The sequence below is a fragment of the Bacillus sp. R86525 genome (genome assembly GCF_042466195.1).
Lineage (GTDB): Bacteria > Bacillota > Bacilli > Bacillales > Bacillaceae_G > Bacillus_A > Bacillus_A nitratireducens.
Map to the genome: position 1 here is coordinate 4,208,198 of NZ_JAXHPX010000007.1, position 19,501 is coordinate 4,227,698.

Consider the following 19,501-nt stretch of genomic DNA (forward strand, 5'->3'; position numbering starts at 1 on the left):
TCGATTTTTCTTATGTAATTCCTTCACGATCAGTCTTTATTATATCCCCTTTTCCCTCTCTCATGTTGTACTTTGTCTCAAATAGAGATAGTGCATGCGCTAAGCAAATGTCATCATATTTCATAATTTCCTCCTCTGTTTTTAACAAAACAACATCTCTTATTTTTCGATACTTATTCGTACCTACTTTATTTAACACACCTATATAACATAAAAATGCCATATACTCTGCAACTGCTATCTTCCATATATGTTGTGCAAAATACGGAAGTAGACGCCTCTTCGTATATTTCGCTACATAATTACATGCGTACTGCAAGGAAATATACTCCCCTACCTTAAGCTTACTTATACACTTCATATAAAGAAAAGCTTGCCATATAAATGGATTTGTTTGAAAAGCAAATGAGGATGGAAGCGGAACACCGATTTCAGAAGGAAAACTCGCTGGGGTACATTTATATTGATATAAGAGGCGTAGTAGTGACTTATGATTATAATTCCAGATAGGTAAAGCGTTTTGCCGAAAATAGTTCTTTTTTCTCTTCCATTCTTGTCCTAATACCTCTTTCCGGAAAGGAACGGGAGAAAAGAGCATTTCAACAGTAGTCGTATCGGTTGGTAAGTAAATAGTATGTGAGAAAGAGACATTAGTAGAAAACGGAGTGATAAACGCACATTTCATAAACGATTTTTGTTTCGGGCAAAAGAAAATAAGAAATGGCTGAGGATAAGGTTGTAAGGCGAAAGCCATAAAAGAGGAAAATGTCATCCAATGGGCGGATTGCTTTTTCAACTGATTTCCACCGATTATCCAGATGACTTGTATACTAGCTTGCCAATACGAATATGTTCGCTTATAAAGCTGCTCTATGGAGAGATTTGCACATTGATATTCAATCGCAATTTTTCTATCCGCTCTCTCTACGTAAATATCTGGCCGTTGCTGGATTACCGGCAGATAATGCTCTATATCTACATGAAAATCTTGATGTTTTAACCATCTATATAACAATTCTTTACCGTGCATATGATACATAGATTCTGCTTCATAAAAGGCAAGACATGAATCCACTTTCTTATGAGCAAAATGCCACCTCTTCTGTTTTCCTAATTTCATTTGTACTTCTTTTCCGCAAGCTGTACAAAATAATTTTTCTCGTTTACGCATTTCGCGTAAAAGCTCTTCATCCCGGTTATATAATAGATGAATTTTTTCTCCGTTTTCTCTCCTTGCAATAAACATCACAATCACACCCTTTCAACTCCTTGTATTCTACAATTTACTACAAATTCCTCTCAAAAAAAGAGATGTCCTAAATTAGGACATCTCTTTCTATAATAAAGGTGACAATAACCGATACGTCGATTCAACAATCCGCCTATGAAGACGTCTTTTATGAAATCGGTCAACATGAATTTCACTGGACTCTTCTAAATCGTCTTTAAAATCTTGAACGAGCTTTCGAATGCTATCTGTATCATATAAAAAGGCATTTACTTCAAAGTTTAAATGAAAACTTCTCATATCCATATTAGCTGTCCCAATTGAAGCGAGATCCGAATCAACGATAACAACTTTACTATGAAGAAAACCTTTTTCATATTCATATATTTTTACTCCTGCATCTAATAACTCCGGAAAGTACGATCTTGATGCATAAAAGACAGTGCGCTTATCTGGCTTACTTGGCATTAACAAACGTACATCAATACCGGCAAGTGCAGCTACTTTTAATGCAGATAAAATATCATCATCTGGAATAAAGTATGGTGTTGCAATCCAAATCGATTTCCTAGCTGAAGCAATCATTGCAAAATATAAATGTTTAATTGTTTCCCATTTATTATCCGGTCCACCTCCAACAAGTTGGACTCCGCCCCAATGATCACCCCCAACTGCTTCCGCTTGTAAATATTCAGGTGCTAATACCGCCTCACCAGTCATATAGAACCAGTCTTGAAGAAAAATCAGCTGTAAACTTTGAACTGCTTCACCACGTAAATATAAATGCGTGTCTCGCCAAAAACCGAAATATTTATCCTTCCCTAAATACTCATCACCAATATTTAATCCCCCCACAAACCCTTCATTTCCATCTATAATAACGATTTTTCGGTGGTTTCGATAATTAATTTTATCGTTTAAAATTGGAAAACGCACAGGGAAAAATGGAATCATTTCTACTCCTGCATCATTCAATTCTTCAATATACGCATTTGATAATTTAAAGCTTCCAACCGCGTCGTATAAAAAACGAACGACAACGCCTTCTTGTGATTTTTTTATTAAAATATCTTTAATTTCTGTACCGAGCTTGTCATCACGCACAATGTAATACTCCATATGGATGTGGTGTTTCGCTCGATTTAACCCATCTAAAATTGCCTGAAACGTTTCATCTCCATTTGTTAATGTCCTCGTTTCAGTTTGAAATGAAATATTTAAAGCACCCAATCGATCAGCTAAACGAAATAACAATTCTTGATGCTTGTGGTCTCGTAAAATTCGTTCTTCGTAATCTTCGTGCCCCTTATATTGTAAAAACGCCTGTTCATCGAGTAGCGCCTTCTTTTGGAACATTCTTTTTCTGCGAAAGTTTTGTCCAAATAATAAATAAGCAAAGAACCCGAACACTGGAAAAATTCCTAGTACGATTAACCATGTAAGCGTTTTGGATGGATGTCTGTTTTCTAAGAAAATAACACATCCAATTAAAAATGCGGAAACCGTAAATAAAATACTAATAATACCTAAAATCGAAACGTCTTTTATACCAATGACATCCGAATAAAATGCTACATCAATAAACATGCGTAATGAAACAAATAATGCGAACAATAGTAGAAAAAAGAAAAGTAGTTTTAACGTGTTTTTCATCTCTTACCCCCTTACTAAGAAAACTTTCCTATTCTTCATAAAAAAAGCCGATTTCATACTATAGAAATCGGCCTACGTTTTAGAAGGAAAATGGTTACGAATTGTCTCAAGCGCATGCTCTTTCACAACTTGTTTTCCATACTCACTTACACGATGAATTGTTAAAGTAGATTCTTCCCCATATTCCAAAACAATACTTAAAATACGATCAATCTCTTCCTCATCATGTAGCACTTCATCGAATTCCACATATACATAATAGCGGTCCTCAAATGAATACAGTTCATCTTTTATATCTTCAAAAATTAGACGATGACTTAATGAAATTACATCTTCAAAATCATTAAACTTAATTAAAAAGCCAAACGTACCATCTTCATTAAAGTTTGTACCTGTCGGTTCTATTTCCTCTTCCTCTAATTCTTGCTGGAATAATGATTCGATTCCTTCATCTAAAGGAATATCTATAATTTTGTCTACACCTATTGGTAGTTCTAATTTTTGTCCATCCTTTGAAAGTTCTGCTTTCGTTACAAGTACTTCAATCCCTTTGTCGACTGCTTGCACTTGAATCCATAACGGTCCATCAATAAAGAAGTCATCATGATCGCGGGCCTCATCCATCATTTCCCAAAAGAGTTCTTCACTCCGTTCGCGGTCATACCAAATTTCTTCACGGTTAAACCCTCTGTCCTCTATATCAACGTACGTAATAAAAAATTTCATCGTATGATCGTTAATTCTTTCAATTTCCAAAATACAACTCTCCCTTCCTGTTTAGAATTGTTATGAAGGGATCCCCCACTCATATGACAAATCAATAGATTCTTGTACTCTCATTTTATGATAAGATTCTCCAGAATGGAAATAAAATCGATTTATTTTACAAAAATAGTTATATACCTATCCGCATTCGGCTACTTACATAAACTGAAACTTTAATTGATGGGGTCTTTGCTCATCCACGTTGATTATTAACCACGCTAATCGGGCATTTACGGACAGGAAAGCTCAAAACTAACTCCTTTTCTTTATAGCCGGATTTTGTGACGGAGTCTTACTATCCGCAGATAGTCGGCTAAATATCATTATTCCAATTCTCTGTTCACAAAAAATTTGGACATACATTTGCGGATTGCCTCGTACACTGTAATAAAGTGAAACTTCTATAAGAGAAGATTATTTAATCCCAAAGGGGCGGGATTAAAGCTAAACAAACTTTCTTCATCACATACATATCGCTTATTAAAACATCATAAATGGAGGCAGACGAATGGACTTAGAGTTTTTAACATCTGTACTAATGATCGTCGGTATCGATGTTGTACTAGGTGGTGATAACGCAATTGTTATCGCACTAGCTAGCCGAAATTTACCTGAATCAAAACGAAATAAAGCAATTTTGATTGGTACTATTTTAGCAATTGTGCTGCGAATTCTCCTCACAATACTAGCTGTCTATTTACTCGACATCCCATTTTTACAACTCATCGGCGGAGTTTTACTCACATTAATTGCAGTAAATTTACTAACTGATAACAACAACGATCTTTCTTCGATTAAAGGAAAAACGACTTTATTCCAAGCGGTGCGTACGATTGTATTCGCAGATCTCGTTATGGGGTTTGATAATGTTATTGCCATTGCGGGTGCAGCTCACGGAAGATTATTACTCGTAATAATCGGTCTACTCATTTCTATCCCGATTATCATTTGGGGTAGCAAACTTATTTTAATACTCATGGAACGTTTTCCGTTCCTCATTTTTTGCGGGGCAGCAGTTCTCGCCTATACAGCAGGAAAAATGATTACACATGAAGACAGACTTGCAACTTTTTTTCAGAACAACCCAAGTTTCACGGCAAGTATCCCTTACTTATTCATTTTCACCGTTTTATGCATCGGTATTATCGTTCAACGAGTTCGATTACGAAATGTGAAACATTAAAAGAAAACCTTCTACTATATAATAGGTAGAAGGTTTTCTTATTATTATAATTAATTTACAAGACGCTGTGCTTCACGCAATTGGAACGTTCTTACTGTACGTGGTAAGAAACGGCGGATTTCGTCTTCGTTGTAACCTACTTGAAGGCGCTTCTCGTCAATCATAATTGGACGACGTAAAATCCCTGGATAGTCACGAATCATCTTATATAAATCTTGAAGTGGTAAAGACTCTAAGTTTACATTTAATTCTTGGAAAACTTTTGAACGAGTAGAAATAATCTCATCCGTTCCGCTTTCTGTCATACGTAAAATCTCTTTAATTTCCTCAATCGTTAATGGATCTGAGAAAATATTACGTTCTGTATAAGGAATATGATTTTCCTCTAGCCATAATTTCGCCTTTCTACAAGACGTACAGCTTGGAGAACTATATAATGTTACCATACAAAGCTCACTCTCCTTAAAGAGTACAAATTCTGTACTAATTACAGTTTAAATTTCTAACTTCCGCAATTTTTCGCGATAACTTGTCTTATAGCAAAGTAAAAAATCGCAATTCATGTAAGCAACAATAATTACTTTTAATAAGTAACTTCTATAATCATTATACAATAGTTTTTGCAAGAAATATACAGTAAATTTACTGCTAGTTGAGAAAACTTCTCCGTGTATTCCACTGCTATGTAACATGATTATCCTCACTTAAACTGTCATCTAACAACAATCTTCAATCCTTTTGACGCCTGCTTTTTACAATATACTTCATGTTATATACGATTGTTTTTTCATAACATGAATCGCCTAAAAGAGAACGTTTTCTTACCTTTTCCCAATAATTCAATTGAGAAATGTAAGACCCAAAGCTAAAACAAAACAGGAACATTTGTTCTTATTTTAACAAATCTCATCACTCATGTCTATACGATTTCTAAAATTAATCAAAATTTTTCTGACATTTCTTTCTTTTTCACCTTTTATCTCATACAATAAAAATACAGACAGGCAAAGGGGGAATTTGCATATGATTGCTTTTTTTACTGATTTTATCATTGTTGCTACCCTCATCATCGGAATAACAGCATTGATTGGTGTCATTACAAATAGTATCGGTGAAAAACTCTTTGGTGGGAAAGAAAAAATGAAGTTTGTTAACAAAAGTTTAGATGTACAATTTGGCTGGAATCAAGTTGGCGGAAAAGGCATTTATAAAAAACGTACGTACTAAAAAAAGCAGGTAATCACCTGCTTTTTTTGTTATTTCTCTACTGATGCCCATTTGAAGCTTACTTCGCCACCATATTTATGGTTGTACATATCTTTAATTGTTTCTCTTTGTAAATATGCTCTACCACGTTGATATACTGGAACAATCGCAGCATCATCAAGTAACATTTTTTCTGCTTCTAATAAGTTTTTCCAACGAGCGTTTACGTCGCTTCCATCTTTCTTCGCTTTCATAATAATCTCATCGTACTTCGGATTAGAATACTTCATTTTATTTTGTGCCCCATCAGTTACGAACATATCAAGATATGTAACTGGATCTGGGAAGTCTGCACTCCATCCAGAGAATGACATTACAAAGTCGCCCGCATCTTCTAATTTTAGTTTTTGCGCGAATGGCTGTTGTTTAATTTTCACTGTTAATCCTGGTAAATTCTTTTCTAATTCACCTTTTAAATATTCACCAGTTTTCTTCGATAATTCAACATCTTCATTTAATAGCTCTAATTCAATTTCGTTTTTACCAAGCTCTTTTTTACCAGCTTCCCAATACTTTTTCGCTTCTTTTACATTTGGTTTTATAATATCTCCATTTTCAGCACGGAAATCTTTTTTATCCGGTCCTTTAATGAAATTGTCAGGAATTAATCCCGTCGCTGGCTTAGAACCATTATTTAATAATGTATCAACGAATGGTTTACGGTCAAAACCAAGAGAAATTGCTTTACGAATATTTTTATTTGCTAAAGCTGGATCTTTTTGATTTAAGCGAAGGAAGAATACAGAAGTATCTTCTACCGTTTTGAAATCTGGTTTCCCTTTATATTTATCGATGAACTCTGCTAATAACGTCGCTCGATCGACTGCGTTTGTTTCATATAAATTAATTGGCGTAGACGTATCTTTTACAATATTAAAGTTTACTTCCTCAAGCTTCACTTCTTTATTGTCCCAATATGATGGGCTCTTTGTCATTTTGAAGCTACGTTCATGTTGCCAATCACTTAATGTAAATGGTCCGTTATAAAGTGTTGTATTTGCTTCTAAACCAAACTGTGCACCTTGCTCTTTCACATACTTTTCATTCACAGGATAGAAGATCGGATAGACCATTAAATCAACAAGATATGGAATAGAATTATCCAATTCTACTTCTAATGTATGATCATCAATCGCTTTCACGCCCAATTGATCTGGACTCATCTCTTTTTTATTAATTTTCTCAGCATTTTTTATATCGTACATAATATACGCTGATTTCGCAGCTGTATCTGGGTTAATCGCTCTTTGCCATGCATATACGAAATCTTTCGCAGTTACAGGGTCACCATTTGACCATTTTGCATCTTCACGTAATTTAAATGTATACTTTTTACCGTCTTCTGACTTCTGGAATTCCTTGGCTACACCTGGCACTAATTTATCATCTTTCCCAAGGCGGTATAGACCTTCCATCGTATTATTCATTACTTTTGAAGAAACTGCATCAGCTGATAACGCTGGGTCCATCGTTGGAATTTCTTGTGTTTCAATCAAATTAATAACTTGCTTCGCACCGCTTTTCCCGCTATCCCCTTTTGCGTTCGCTTGCGGTTCATCTTTTTGATAGCCACATGCCCCTAAAATCATGCTCATCGCTACTGTTGATACTACAAAAACTGGTATCTTTTTTTTCATACTTCCACCCCTCCAAAAAATGTTAGCCCTTTCATTTTCAAACAGAAAGAAATATATATATGTTCTAATAATTCATATTATACACATAAATATATTTTTTGTATATTTATATTTCTATTTTATTAAAATTTTCTGTTAAAAAACAAATCTTTGAAAACGTTTCACATTGCTGTTTTCACTGACTGAAACGCCAAAAAACATTATTTTTATTTTTTTCTAAATTATCAGAGAAAAATAAATTTTATATTCTATAATATTTTATGTATAATTACCCTTCTCTTATTAACATAAAATGGGGGTCTCTTCATATTAAAAATATGTAGGTTAAAATGAGTGCAATGGCTATGAAAGTATGTTACGATACACTTTGCTAAAAATAGATATCGGTAAAGAGGGGACAGATATGACAGCAATTCACTCAAAAAGTGGGCCAACTGAGAAACTAAGTTTATTCCTATTAACATGGCCTATTTTTCTAGAAGTTTTTCTTTTTATGTTGATGGGGATCGCTGATACTTTTATGTTAAGTGCATTATCAGACGATGCTGTATCTGGGGTTGGTGCAGCGAATCAATATCTCCATATCGCTATTTTGGTACTAGAAGTAATCGGGAACGGCGCTGCAATCGTCGTATCTCAATACCTCGGTTCCAAACGTTTTATGGAAGCATCTAAAATATCAGCATTAGCAGTCACATTAAATTTAGTGGTCGGACTTGTTATAAGCGCTGCTTTTCTTTTATTTTCAAAACATATGATGATGGCAATGAATTTACAAGGCGATGTACTAACGTATGCACAAAACTATTTATCCATCGTCGGAGGAGCTATTTTCCTTCAAGCTATTATTAACTCATTAGCCGCAATTATCCGTGTTCACGGCTTTACAAAGCAGGCAATGTTTGTTTCGCTCGGAATGAATATTATTCATATCGCTGGAAACTACGTACTTATTTTCGGGAAATTCGGTTTCCCCGAACTTGGTGTACAGGGGCCGCGATTTCTTCCGCTGTCAGTCGATTACTGGCACTTATTGTGTTCTTCTGGTTACTATACCGTGTTATGGAATATCGTGTGAAATTACAATATTACTTCACTTTATCAAAAGAATACATTGGCAAAATATTAAAGATCGGCATTCCATCTGCATTCGAACAAGTCATGTATCAAGCTTGTCAAATTGTCTTCTTATATTACGCAACATACTTAGGTACGGAATCATTAGCAGCAAGACAATACGCTACTAACATTTCTATGTTCACTTATTTATTCGCTATTGCAATCGGTATGGGAACAGCAATTATTATCGGGCGCCTCGTTGGCGGTGGTGAAAAAGACGAAGCGTATGAACGCGTATGGAAAAGTGTAAAGTGGGCGATTGGTGTCACTTTATGTATGGTCGCTCTCGTTATTACATTCCGCACACAATTAATGGGACTATTTACAGATAATCCGCACATTATTACATTAGGTGCGTCAGTTCTTTTACTAAGTATACTACTTGAAACGGGACGTACGATGAACATCGTCATCATCAATTCACTTCGTGCAGCTGGTGATGCAAAATACCCAGTTTTAATCGGTGCATTCTCTATGGTGTTAATGAGTTTACCACTCGGTTACTTTTTCGCCTTCCATTTAGATATGGGGCTCGTTGGTATTTGGCTAGCGATTGCTATTGATGAATGGACGCGTGCCATTATTATGTTCTTTCGCTGGAGAAGTAGAGCGTGGGAACGTTATGCACTTGTTAAACCAAATGAGCAAGAAGAAAGTGTTTCTATTCAGGCACAGTAACACTTGTTTAATCAAGATGTAGTTATTAGTGAGCGAAATTTATATCGGCGATTCTTTCAATATATCGACTTATCGACAATTTTGACAACTCATTTATATAGTAGAAAAAAGCCACCCTTCCTTAATGGAAGAATGGCTTTTTTTATTATTGATAGATCTCTTTATATTTCTTATACTCCGCTTCAGAACATAATACGAAATGTCCTGGGCGAATTTCACGCATTGTTGGTACTTCGCTACCATAATCATGCTGAGTTGGATCGTATACGATACGTTTACGATTGCGCTCATAATCTGGGTCTGGAAGTGGAATTGCTGATAGTAGTGATTTTGTATATGGATGCATTGGATTCTCATATAACTCTTCACTTGTTGTCAGCTCGACGATTTGACCACGGTACATTACACCGATGCGATCACTAATGTATTTTACCATCGATAAATCATGGGCGATGAATAAGTATGTTAAACCTTTTTCTCTTTGTAACTGTTTTAGTAAGTTTACAACCTGCGCCTGAATCGATACGTCAAGTGCTGAGATTGGCTCATCCGCAATGATAAATTCAGGTTCTACAGCTAGCGCACGAGCGATACCGATACGTTGACGTTGTCCGCCCGAGAATTCATGCGGGAAACGGTTCGCGTGTTCTTTATTTAAACCAACTGTATTTAACAGCTCGTGAACACGGTCCATACGCTCTTTTTTGCCTTTTGCCAGCCCGTGAATATCAATACCTTCTGCGATAATATCCCCTACTGTCATACGAGGATTTAGTGATGCATATGGATCTTGGAAAATCATTTGCATTTTACGGTTGAACTTCTTAAGTTCTGCGCGTGATTTTTTACCATGTACATTTTCACCATCGAACAACACTTCACCAGCAGTTGCGTCGTATAAACGAATGATCGTTCTTCCAGTTGTCGATTTACCACAACCCGATTCTCCTACAAGACCAAATGTTTCTCCGCGGTAAATATCAAATGAAATATCATTAACCGCTTTGACAACACCACCACTCACGTCGAAGTGTTGTTTCACATTTTTTACTTCAATTAATTTCTCACGTTGTTTAGTCATGTTGTTCACCTGCTTTCATTTGAAGAATACGTTTTTCAACAACTGCGGGTGGTTTTACTTCTGGCGCTTGCTCATGAAGTAACCAGGTTGCCGCATAATGTGTATCACTTACTTTAAATAAAGGTGGTTCCATTTCAAAATCAATTTTCAGCGCCTGCGGGTTACGTGGTGCAAAAGCATCACCCTTTGGCGGTTTTAATAAGTCAGGAGGCGTTCCTGGAATCGCATATAGTTCGTCCTCTGAACCATCTAAGCTTGGCATAGACGCGATTAAGCCCCATGTGTATGGATGTTTTGGATTGTAGAAAATTTCATCAACAGTTCCAATTTCAACAACTTTACCAGCATACATAACCGCAACTCGGTCTGCAACGTTTGCCACTACACCTAAATCATGCGTAATGAAAATGATTGCTGCTTCTGTTTTTTGCTGAATATCCTTCATAAGCTCTAGAATTTGCGCCTGAATTGTAACGTCTAGCGCTGTTGTCGGCTCATCGGCAATTAATAATTTCGGATTACAAGCTAACGCCATCGCAATAACTACACGTTGTCTCATACCACCTGAGAATTGGTGAGGATATTGTTTTAAGCGTGCTTCTGGATTTGGAATACCTACAAGGTCGATTAATTCTAAAGCAACTTTACGTGCGTCTGCTTTACTCATCCCTTGGTGTTTAATAAGACCTTCCATAATCTGATTACCAATTGTCATCGTTGGATTTAATGATGTCATTGGATCTTGGAAAATCATCGCAATATCTTTACCGCGTACTTGCTGCATTTCTTTTTCTGTTAGTTTCGTTAAGTCACGACCTTCAAATACGATTTCACCGTTTTTAATACGTCCTGGAGGATTCGGAATTAATCCCATTAACGCTTTAGATGTAACTGATTTACCAGAACCAGATTCTCCTACAATCGCTAATGTTTCTCCTTTTTTTAAATCAAAAGTAACGCCGCGTACAGCTTGTACTTCACCTGCATGTGTATCAAAGGAGACTTGCAAATCTTTTACCTCTAGCAATGTTTTCATTTTTACTTCTCCCCTCTTTTACTTACGCATTTTTGGATCTAACGCGTCGCGTAATCCGTCTGCCATTAAGTTGAATGCTAAGATTAACATACTGATGACAACCGCTGGGATGAACATCATATGTGGATACGTTTGAATTGATTTATAACCATCGTTTACAAGAGAACCAAGTGATGCGAACGGTGGCTGAATGCCTAGCCCGATGAAGCTTAAGAATGCTTCACCAAATACCGCTGTTGGAATTGTAAACATTGTCATTACGATAATTGGTCCCATTACGTTCGGAATTAAGTGCTTCACAATTAACTGTGTATTTGTTGCCCCTAATGTACGAGAGGCTAATACATATTCTTGGTTTTTTAATTTTAGGATTTGTCCACGAACGATACGCGACATCCCTATCCAACCTGTAATTGCCATCGCGAGTGTAATCGACCAAATACCTGATCCCATAATGATTACCATTAAAATAACGATGATTAAGTATGGAATACCGTTAATAATCTCCATAATACGTTGCATAATATTATCTACTCTGCCGCCATAGAACGCTGAAATACCTCCGTATGCAACCCCGATTACTAGGTCAATCGCTGCTGCTAAAAGAGCGATATATAATGATACTCGTGTACCTTCCCATGTTCTTGTCCATAAATCACGGCCAAGATCATCTGTACCAAACCAGAAGTACTCTTTAATATCACGTTTTTCATATTGGTCAACACCATATTGATCTGTACCGTCAAATGGTAGCCAATGAATATTTTCAATCACTGGTATTTTCGGTGGCATTTTCGCACGACCTAAATCCTGCTCTTTATAAGAATGCTTACTTACCATCGGTCCTAAAATTGCTAATAGTACAATAAGCATTAATAATACGAAACCAAACATTGCACCTTTATGTTGGAACAAACGTCTTCTTACATCTTGCCAAAACGTTAAGCTTGGACGGGCAATGACTTCATTATCAACATTACTTTGATTGGCTGGTTGAAATAAATCTGGAGATAATTTTTGTACATCTTTCATCATTTTTTCCCTCCCGCTAAACGAATACGAGGATCAATAATTCCGTATAAAATATCGACAATGAAAATAACTAAGATGAAGATCGCACTATAGAAAATTGTAGTTCCCATAATAACTGTATAGTCATTTACTGTAATCGATTTAACGAATTGTTCCCCAAGTCCAGGTACAGCGTAAATTTGCTCAATAACTAGTGTCCCTGTAATTAATCCTGCGACCATTGGTCCTAAAATTGTTACAACTGGAATTAATGCGTTACGCAGTGCGTGCTTGATAATGATAACACCTTGGCTAATTCCTTTCGCTTTCGCTGTTAAAATGTAGTCAGCTTGCATAACCTCGATTAACTCTGCACGAGCGAAACGTGCGATTGTTGCGATAACTGCCATTGATAAGGCAATTGTAGGCATTACTGTAAACTCAGGTCCTTTCCAGAATGCTACTGGGAACCAACCAAGTTTTACCCCTACGAAATATTGTAGTAATGCGGCGAATACGAATGATGGTACCGACATCCCGAGTACGGAAATTATTGTCGCCCCATAATCGACCCACGTATTGTTACGAAGTGCCGCAACGATTCCTAAAATTAATCCGATAAATGTTCCTAATATAATCGCTTGTAAACCAAGTTGTGCTGATGGTCCAATACGATCCACAATCATATCTGTTACTGGGCGGTTATCATATTGGAATGATACCCCTAAATCACCTTTTGCTAAGTTACCTAAGTAACGTGCATATTGAACTGGTACTGGATCATTTAAACCATATTTTTCAAGAATGATTTCTTTTTGTGCCGGTGATAGTTTCTCCTGGTTTTTAAGCGGAGAACCCGGAAGTAATTTCATCAAAAAGAAAGTCAGTGTAGTAATTAAAAATAATGTCAAAGCCATGTACACGAAACGTTTTAATACATAACGTCCCATAGTCAAGCACCTCCCCGTTTTTCTCAAAAGCAATAAGATAGTTTGAAATATTCTTACTTTTATTTTTTTAAAATAAGAGCACATGCCCATCATAGGCATATACCCTTATTCATGATGGAAACCATTTTTAGTTTTTGAGTTCAACCCACTTATAGCTAAATTCTCCGCCATATCTATGTTCTAATAGGCCTGTAATTGAACTACGTTGTAAATATGCCTTTCCAGGTTGATATACTGGAGCAATCGCTGCATCTTCAAGCAGTTGTTGTTCTGCTTTTAATAGAGCATCCCAACGAGCTTGTACATCTACTTCTGTTTTGGCTTTCTTAATTAGTGCATCATATGCTGGATTTGCGTAATTCACTTTATTTTGCGAATTACCTGTTGTATACATTTCAAGGAATGACATTGGATCCATATAATCTGGACTCCATCCCGCATATGACATCGCATAATCTCCACTTGCTTCAAGTTTTAATTTTTGTGCAAATGGCTGCATTTTTGTTGAAACTGTTAAACCTGGTAAGTTCTTTTCGAATTGTCCTTTTAAATACTCTCCGATTTTTTTGGCATCATCAGTATCAAAGTTTAATAACTCTAACTCTACTTTATCTACACCAAGTTCTTTTTTACCAGCTTCCCAATATTTTTGAGCTTCTTTAACATCCTCTTTTATAAGCTTTCCGTTCTCTTCACGGAAGTCTTTTCCGTTAGGTCCTTTTGCCAAACCCTTCGGAACAAAACCATACATTCCTTCTGAACCATCGTTTAAGATAACTTTTCCGATATTTTCACGTTCAAAGGACATCGCAATTGCTTTTCGGATATTTTTATTTGCTAAAAACTTATTTTTTTCATTTAAGCGAATGAATTGTGTAGATGGTCTCTTAATTGTTTTAAAATCAGCATCTGATTTGTATTTATCTACAAACTCTGATGTTAATACTACACGATCAATTGCTTTTGTTTCATATAAATTTATAGCCGTTGAACGATCCTTAACAATATTGAAGTTTACTTCCTCAAGTTTTACTACTTTATTTTCCCAATACGTCGGGTTCTTCGTCAATTTGAAGCTTTGTTCATGCTTCCATTCATTTAAAACGAATGGTCCATTGTAAAGTGTCGTATTGGATTCTAATCCGAATTTATCTCCTTGTTCTTTTACAAACTTCTCATTCAAAGGATAAAATGTTGGATAGACTGTTAAACTTACAAAATAAGGAACAGGGTTGTCTAATTCCACTTCAAGTGTGTGATCATCAACGGCCTTTACACCAAGTTCTTCAACTGGTAACTCTTTTTTGTTAACTTTCTCCGCATTTTTAACATCAAATAGTATGTAAGCAAACTTGGCACCCGTATTTGAATCTACAGCTCTTCTCCAAGAATAAACGAAGTCTTTAGCTGTTACAGGCTCACCGTTAGACCATTTCGCATCTTCACGTAATTTAAATACGTACTTTTTACCATCCTCTGATTTCTCATAGGATTTAGCGACACCTGGAACGAGTTTATCATCTTTCCCCAGACGATATAATCCTTCCATTGTATTATTCATGATGTTAGAAGATGCTGCATCTGTTGATAACGTCGTATCCATTGTTGGAATCTCAGCTGTTTCAGTTAGGTTTAACACTTGCTTATTTGAGGCTTTTTCTTTTGCGCCTGCTTTGTTATCTTCTTTTTGATAACTACAAGCTCCTAACATACTCACTGTCAACGTTGATGCAATTAATAACGGTATCTTTTTCTTCATGTTGTATTGCCTCCCCTAATTGCACTTCCTGTACCCTCACTTGTAAAAAAGTAGAATTGAAAGAATAATCTCCAAGTTTCTACAATTTTCATTATACATATAATATGACGATTGTGAATATAGTTTTTTGTTTTTTTGTTAAAATTTTTAATAAATTATTTATTTTTTTATTTTTTTGTAAAGGAATACGTTAACATTGCTACCATCATCTTGAAATTAGGGATTCAATTGCGTATAATTTTCAAAAAATTATTTATATTACTTATTATAACTTTTATAGTATAATAATTCTAGTAATATTTTGACGGAGGGGAATATTTTGAATAAAGTTTTTTTTCATTCTTGTATACTATTTTTTGTAGCGATAATCGCTTCTAGTGTTGGCGCATTCCTCGTTTCATCTCAGTTTTTGTTGAATTTTGTCAACATCTCATTCTATATCTCATTGTTTTTTATTCTTATAGGTGGTTTTTTATACATATTTCAAAATGGATTTTTTAACGTAACAATTTACGCATTCCAAAGAGTATTTGGTACGAACAAAAAAATTGACTCTTTAATTGAAGAAGCAGAGGAACCTACCGATAAGAAAGAACGTATTTATAAAACATATTCATTCAAATGGACGTATCCGATTTGTATTACTGGTATCGTACTTGGTCTGTTCTCGACTCTCATTAGCTTTACTATTTTGATGTAGTTTGCAAACGCTATTCCATATGATATAATAATCAGCAAAACATTTTGTTATAAAACTTTAGTTCTTTCATATTAAAAGGGCTCAGTTAACAATAAATAAATTTATATGTATGCGATGATAAAGAAGAGTACATATTGAGGCAATTTCAGAGAGCTTGTGGCTGGTGTGAACAAGTAATTGTGCAATATGGAATGGGCTTTTGAGCACCAAACCGAACCGTGAGTAGTAGGCTTTGGCGTTATATCCAGACGTTATTATGGATCTGAGAGATTTCACTACGGTGAAATAATTAGGGTGGTACCGCGGTCCATTCGTCCCTATGTAATTTGGGATGAATGGGCTTTTTTGTATGCCTTCTCTTCCCTATCACACATTCAAATTTAGGAGGAATTACTTATGTCAGTTATCTTTTCTGGTATTCAGCCAAGTGGAACAATTACACTTGGAAACTATTTAGGAGCTATGAAGCAATTTACAGAGCTTCAAAACGAACACGACTGCTATTTCTGCATTGTAAACCAACATGCAATTACAGTACCTCAAGATCCAGTACAACTTCGTAAAAACATCCGCAGTCTTGCTGCACTATATGTTGCATGCGGCATCGATCCTGAAAAAGCTACTTTATTTGTACAGTCAGAAGTACCAGCACACGCTCAACTAGGATGGATCATGCAATCAGTTGCTTACGTTGGAGAATTGGAGCGTATGACACAATATAAAGATAAAGCTTCTGGTAGAGATTCAGTTCCGGCTGGATTACTTACGTATCCACCATTAATGGCTGCTGATATTTTACTTTACAACACTGAAATCGTACCTGTTGGTGATGATCAAAAACAACATATGGAATTAACACGTGATCTAGCAGAGCGTTTCAACAAACGCTTCCGTGAAGTGTTCACAGTTCCTGAAATTCGCATTCCAAAAGTAGGAGCTCGCGTTATGTCATTAACAGAACCTACGAAAAAAATGAGTAAATCTGATCCAAATCCAAAATCAATGATCAGTATGCTTGATGAACCAAAAACAATTGAAAAGAAAATTAAAAGTGCTGTAACTGACTCTGAAGGTATCGTGAAATTCGATAAAGAAAATAAACCTGGTATCTCTAACTTATTAACAATCTATTCTTCATTCTCTGGAAAAACAGTTGAAGAAATAGAAGCAATGTACGAAGGAAAAGGATACGGCGACTTCAAAGGCGACCTAGCACAAGTAGTCGTAGAAGCAATTCGCCCAATCCAAGACAAATATAACGAACTAATCAGCTCCCCAGAACTAGACGAAATTCTAGACAAAGGTGCCGAAAAAGCAAACCGCGTTGCATTCAAACAACTACGCAAAGTAGAAAACGCAATGGGATTAAGTAGAAAACGTAGGTAACTTATAAAGCGGAGGCGACTGCTTAGCCCTGACGGCTAAGGTTCTTTCCCACAGAAGGTGCTTTTTACCTTCTCGTGCGTGGGGAAGGTTCTTAGACGCGAAGGGCCGGAGCTGGATTTCTTAAAAAGCGGAAGCGGCTCGCTTAGAATGTGAGCGGGATGGAGCTCCTTCCTGCGAGGCGCTTTTTGCCTCGCAGGAAGGCGTGAAGCCACCAAACATTCTTGCCAACTCCATAAAAAAAACCGCCAATTGGCGGTTTTTTTTAATTTACCTTCTGCTCATTTTCCATTTCCCATAGCTTTTCAAAAAACGGCTGTCCTTTTATAAGACGCTCGCATAATTGTTCGTGCTTCTCAGACCATCCAGTTTTCGCTTCATCATAAAGTTTAGCCCAAATATCTTCAAATTCCATATGTTGAACCATTCCGTATGCTGATGGATCCCACTCTGTGAACCAATAGCGAATTTCAGCTGGATTTTTCGTTGTATGTAATTGATCTAACGCCATAAATAATAATTGTTTTAGCTGTCTTTCTTTACGAGTCAAGCCATTCATAATGAAAGGCGATGGTGATAAAATATGATGTTCTTTTTCAATTTCTTCTGCCTGGAACTCATACTTTTCTGCTTGCACATTTTCTACCATCTCATATACCATCTGCTCTTGACGAGGTATAAGCCTACTTTTTCTAATTGGCACATTATAGCCGATTGAATCAATCGCAATAATTCCTTTTCCATCTGTAACTACAAAACAATATTCTTGTTGCAAACGTTCGTGATTTTTACGAATATAAGCCTTATGATGTACGTCTTCCAATAACTTTTGCGGAAGCTCTAACAATTCGTTCTCGATGTAATGATATAATGTGGAATCTACTTTTAATAATGGCACTTGATCTAATAGCTCAATCGTATCATCTTTCCGCCATTCGTAAAAATGACAAACGTTATACCCATTCTCTTCACCTTCAAACCAATTTACCCATACATCATGTAGATATAACATTCTCTACCCCTCACTTCACTACTGTTTGTACCAATCATTATGTTCATTTTTGCTTAACTTTATTCCACTTGAGGAAATATATTCTAATTATTATTTTTTCTTCTATAATATTAAAAAAAACAAGAGATAGCTCTCCTGTTTTTTATGAAACATGAAATGTATTTGCTTTATTCAATATTCCTTTCGCATCTATAGATAATAAAGAAAGTGTATCTTCTCCTTCAAAAGCTACACAATCTTTTACAATATGGAATCCAAGTGCATAGCCAAGCATCTTCGGATAAGAATGAAATCCATTTAATAAGATGTCGTGCTCCCTTGTTCCTCGTTTTATACTTATTCTTTCATGTACAACGTTTTGCCAATAATAAATAGCCTCTTCTTTTGAAAGATACGTCGTCCACGGTGCATTGTTTTTTTCTGAATATCTTTCCGTTACTGCTTGCTCAGCTAGCCCTTCCATAATCATCGTATCAAGTAGTGTATACTCTGTTTCTTTCTTCTCAATTTGATGTAACCTGCATATGTGGTGATATTCATGCGCCAATAACACTTTTAGTTCTTCTACCGAGTTCCGTCCACATACGAACAAGAAAATAACGTGACGCATAGATAATCCAGCCCTACCGTTATACTCTTCTTGTACAGTTCGATTATAGGAATCTGATAATAAAATAAAGACAGGGACATCCGGACCTTTTAACCAATTTTTCAGTTTCTCATACTCCATACGTAACTCTTTCCAAATTTCCTTTTTCTCTAACTCTTTAATTTCCTGTTCTCCTCGCATAACCGGGCGATACATACCTTTAGAAATTAAAAAGCGATACAACCTTTCTTTTGGCAGCGGAATATACTTCGTAAACTTCTCACACAGCTTTTCTGGCCGTCCATAATATAGATGTAACCACTCAGCAGTTTCAATAATCCCCATCTTTAGCCCTCCTTTTTCTTATGTATATGCAAAAAGAGAAAAAGGCGTAAAAATAAATAAGGTGTTTTTTCGTAGTTTGTTACGAAAAAACACCTTATTCCATCTA

17 protein-coding genes, 1 pseudogene and 1 other annotated feature are annotated in these 19,501 nt (G+C 36.0%); of the genes and pseudogenes, 5 read left to right on the forward strand and 13 right to left on the reverse strand.

Features of this window, described 5'->3' with window-relative positions; all coding sequences use genetic code 11:
• Positions 1-10: 10 nt before the first annotated feature.
• The 3 genes from SJY24_RS24445 to mecA all read right to left on the reverse strand — a co-directional run bounded on the left by SJY24_RS24445 (position 11) and on the right by mecA (position 3,637).
• Entirely contained in the window at positions 11-1,246 is a 1,236-nt protein-coding gene (locus tag SJY24_RS24445; protein WP_377867306.1) for a competence protein CoiA, read from the reverse strand.
• A 90-nt stretch (positions 1,247-1,336) separates the two neighbouring features.
• Positions 1,337-2,881: a cardiolipin synthase gene (locus tag SJY24_RS24450; protein WP_377866488.1), complete on the reverse strand. Its 1,545-nt coding sequence runs from the start codon at positions 2,879-2,881 to the stop codon at positions 1,337-1,339.
• 72 nt (positions 2,882-2,953) lie between these two features.
• Positions 2,954-3,637 (reverse strand): adaptor protein MecA, encoded by a 684-nt coding sequence (gene mecA / locus SJY24_RS24455; protein ID WP_000402127.1) that lies wholly within the window; start codon positions 3,635-3,637, stop codon positions 2,954-2,956.
• Positions 3,638-4,154: 517 nt separating this feature from the next.
• Here mecA and SJY24_RS24460 point away from each other — a divergent pair.
• Positions 4,155-4,829, forward strand: coding sequence for a TerC family protein (locus SJY24_RS24460; RefSeq protein WP_377866489.1), 675 nt, complete (start codon positions 4,155-4,157; stop codon positions 4,827-4,829).
• Positions 4,830-4,879: 50 nt separating this feature from the next.
• On the opposite strand, the gene spx is transcribed toward SJY24_RS24460, so the two are convergent.
• Both spx and SJY24_RS24470 read right to left on the reverse strand, forming a co-directional pair.
• Positions 4,880-5,275 carry a transcriptional regulator Spx gene (spx, locus tag SJY24_RS24465; RefSeq protein ID WP_000258267.1) on the reverse strand — a complete coding sequence of 132 codons (396 nt, stop codon included), beginning with the start codon at positions 5,273-5,275 and terminating at the stop codon, positions 4,880-4,882.
• 450 nt (positions 5,276-5,725) lie between these two features.
• A complete protein-coding gene (locus tag SJY24_RS24470) occupies positions 5,726-5,926 on the reverse strand; it encodes a dithiol-disulfide isomerase (protein ID WP_377866490.1) in 201 nt (66 codons plus the stop codon).
• On the opposite strand from SJY24_RS24470, the gene SJY24_RS24475 reads away from it, so the two are divergent.
• Positions 5,853-6,056: a hypothetical protein gene (locus tag SJY24_RS24475; protein ID WP_377866491.1), complete on the forward strand. Its 204-nt coding sequence runs from the start codon at positions 5,853-5,855 to the stop codon at positions 6,054-6,056. The genes SJY24_RS24470 and SJY24_RS24475 overlap by 74 nt on opposite strands.
• A gap of 29 nt (positions 6,057-6,085) precedes the next feature.
• On the opposite strand, the gene SJY24_RS24480 is transcribed toward SJY24_RS24475, so the two are convergent.
• Positions 6,086-7,732 (reverse strand): peptide ABC transporter substrate-binding protein, encoded by a 1,647-nt coding sequence (locus SJY24_RS24480; RefSeq protein WP_098772417.1) that lies wholly within the window; start codon positions 7,730-7,732, stop codon positions 6,086-6,088.
• Positions 7,733-8,084: 352 nt separating this feature from the next.
• On the opposite strand from SJY24_RS24480, the pseudogene SJY24_RS24485 reads away from it, so the two are divergent.
• Positions 8,085-9,529 (forward strand): annotated as a pseudogene (locus SJY24_RS24485) (MATE family efflux transporter).
• A gap of 145 nt (positions 9,530-9,674) precedes the next feature.
• On the opposite strand, the gene SJY24_RS24490 reads toward SJY24_RS24485, so the two are convergent.
• The 5 genes from SJY24_RS24490 to SJY24_RS24510 all read right to left on the reverse strand — a co-directional run bounded on the left by SJY24_RS24490 (position 9,675) and on the right by SJY24_RS24510 (position 15,366).
• Positions 9,675-10,610, reverse strand: coding sequence for an ABC transporter ATP-binding protein (locus SJY24_RS24490; protein ID WP_000166341.1), 936 nt, complete (start codon positions 10,608-10,610; stop codon positions 9,675-9,677).
• Positions 10,603-11,646 (reverse strand): ABC transporter ATP-binding protein, encoded by a 1,044-nt coding sequence (locus tag SJY24_RS24495; protein WP_000854345.1) that lies wholly within the window; start codon positions 11,644-11,646, stop codon positions 10,603-10,605. The genes SJY24_RS24490 and SJY24_RS24495 overlap by 8 nt, the downstream gene beginning before the upstream one ends.
• An 18-nt stretch (positions 11,647-11,664) precedes the next feature.
• Positions 11,665-12,681 carry an oligopeptide ABC transporter permease gene (opp3C, locus tag SJY24_RS24500; RefSeq protein WP_377866492.1) on the reverse strand — a complete coding sequence of 339 codons (1,017 nt, stop codon included), beginning with the start codon at positions 12,679-12,681 and terminating at the stop codon, positions 11,665-11,667.
• A complete protein-coding gene (gene opp3b / locus SJY24_RS24505) occupies positions 12,678-13,607 on the reverse strand; it encodes an oligopeptide ABC transporter permease (protein WP_000534165.1) in 930 nt (309 codons plus the stop codon). The genes opp3C and opp3b overlap by 4 nt, the downstream gene beginning before the upstream one ends.
• A gap of 127 nt (positions 13,608-13,734) precedes the next feature.
• On the reverse strand, positions 13,735-15,366 hold the full coding sequence (locus SJY24_RS24510; protein ID WP_377866493.1) for a peptide ABC transporter substrate-binding protein: 1,632 nt from the start codon (positions 15,364-15,366) through the stop codon (positions 13,735-13,737).
• 319 nt (positions 15,367-15,685) lie between these two features.
• Here SJY24_RS24510 and SJY24_RS24515 point away from each other — a divergent pair, with 319 nt between their 5' ends.
• Entirely contained in the window at positions 15,686-16,066 is a 381-nt protein-coding gene (locus SJY24_RS24515) for a DUF3899 domain-containing protein (protein WP_044741196.1), read from the forward strand.
• Positions 16,067-16,171: 105 nt separating this feature from the next.
• Positions 16,172-16,388 (forward strand) — a binding site (T-box leader).
• 74 nt (positions 16,389-16,462) lie between these two features.
• A complete protein-coding gene (gene trpS / locus SJY24_RS24520) occupies positions 16,463-17,452 on the forward strand; it encodes a tryptophan--tRNA ligase (protein ID WP_000110997.1) in 990 nt (329 codons plus the stop codon).
• Positions 17,453-17,714: 262 nt separating this feature from the next.
• On the opposite strand, the gene SJY24_RS24525 is transcribed toward trpS, so the two are convergent.
• The gene (locus SJY24_RS24525) at positions 17,715-18,461 is read right to left on the reverse strand and encodes a YjbA family protein (RefSeq protein WP_377866495.1); all 747 of its coding nucleotides are present in this window, start codon (positions 18,459-18,461) and stop codon (positions 17,715-17,717) included.
• 142 nt (positions 18,462-18,603) lie between these two features.
• A complete protein-coding gene (locus tag SJY24_RS24530) occupies positions 18,604-19,395 on the reverse strand; it encodes a DUF2268 domain-containing putative Zn-dependent protease (RefSeq protein WP_377866497.1) in 792 nt (263 codons plus the stop codon).
• Positions 19,396-19,501: the final 106 nt, after the last annotated feature.

Coding starts and splice junctions, on each gene's coding strand:
- SJY24_RS24445 (WP_377867306.1), bottom strand. CDS start 1,246: ATGTTTATTGCAAGGAGAGAAAACGGAGAAAAAATTCATCTATTATAT.
- SJY24_RS24450 (WP_377866488.1), bottom strand. CDS start 2,881: ATGAAAAACACGTTAAAACTACTTTTCTTTTTTCTACTATTGTTCGCA.
- SJY24_RS24460 (WP_377866489.1), top strand. CDS start 4,155: ATGGACTTAGAGTTTTTAACATCTGTACTAATGATCGTCGGTATCGAT.
- spx (WP_000258267.1), bottom strand. CDS start 5,275: ATGGTAACATTATATAGTTCTCCAAGCTGTACGTCTTGTAGAAAGGCG.
- SJY24_RS24475 (WP_377866491.1), top strand. CDS start 5,853: ATGATTGCTTTTTTTACTGATTTTATCATTGTTGCTACCCTCATCATC.
- SJY24_RS24470 (WP_377866490.1), bottom strand. CDS start 5,926: ATGACACCAATCAATGCTGTTATTCCGATGATGAGGGTAGCAACAATG.
- SJY24_RS24480 (WP_098772417.1), bottom strand. CDS start 7,732: ATGAAAAAAAAGATACCAGTTTTTGTAGTATCAACAGTAGCGATGAGC.
- SJY24_RS24490 (WP_000166341.1), bottom strand. CDS start 10,610: ATGACTAAACAACGTGAGAAATTAATTGAAGTAAAAAATGTGAAACAA.
- SJY24_RS24495 (WP_000854345.1), bottom strand. CDS start 11,646: ATGAAAACATTGCTAGAGGTAAAAGATTTGCAAGTCTCCTTTGATACA.
- opp3C (WP_377866492.1), bottom strand. CDS start 12,681: ATGATGAAAGATGTACAAAAATTATCTCCAGATTTATTTCAACCAGCC.
- opp3b (WP_000534165.1), bottom strand. CDS start 13,607: ATGGGACGTTATGTATTAAAACGTTTCGTGTACATGGCTTTGACATTA.
- SJY24_RS24510 (WP_377866493.1), bottom strand. CDS start 15,366: ATGAAGAAAAAGATACCGTTATTAATTGCATCAACGTTGACAGTGAGT.
- trpS (WP_000110997.1), top strand. CDS start 16,463: ATGTCAGTTATCTTTTCTGGTATTCAGCCAAGTGGAACAATTACACTT.
- SJY24_RS24525 (WP_377866495.1), bottom strand. CDS start 18,461: ATGTTATATCTACATGATGTATGGGTAAATTGGTTTGAAGGTGAAGAG.
- SJY24_RS24530 (WP_377866497.1), bottom strand. CDS start 19,395: ATGGGGATTATTGAAACTGCTGAGTGGTTACATCTATATTATGGACGG.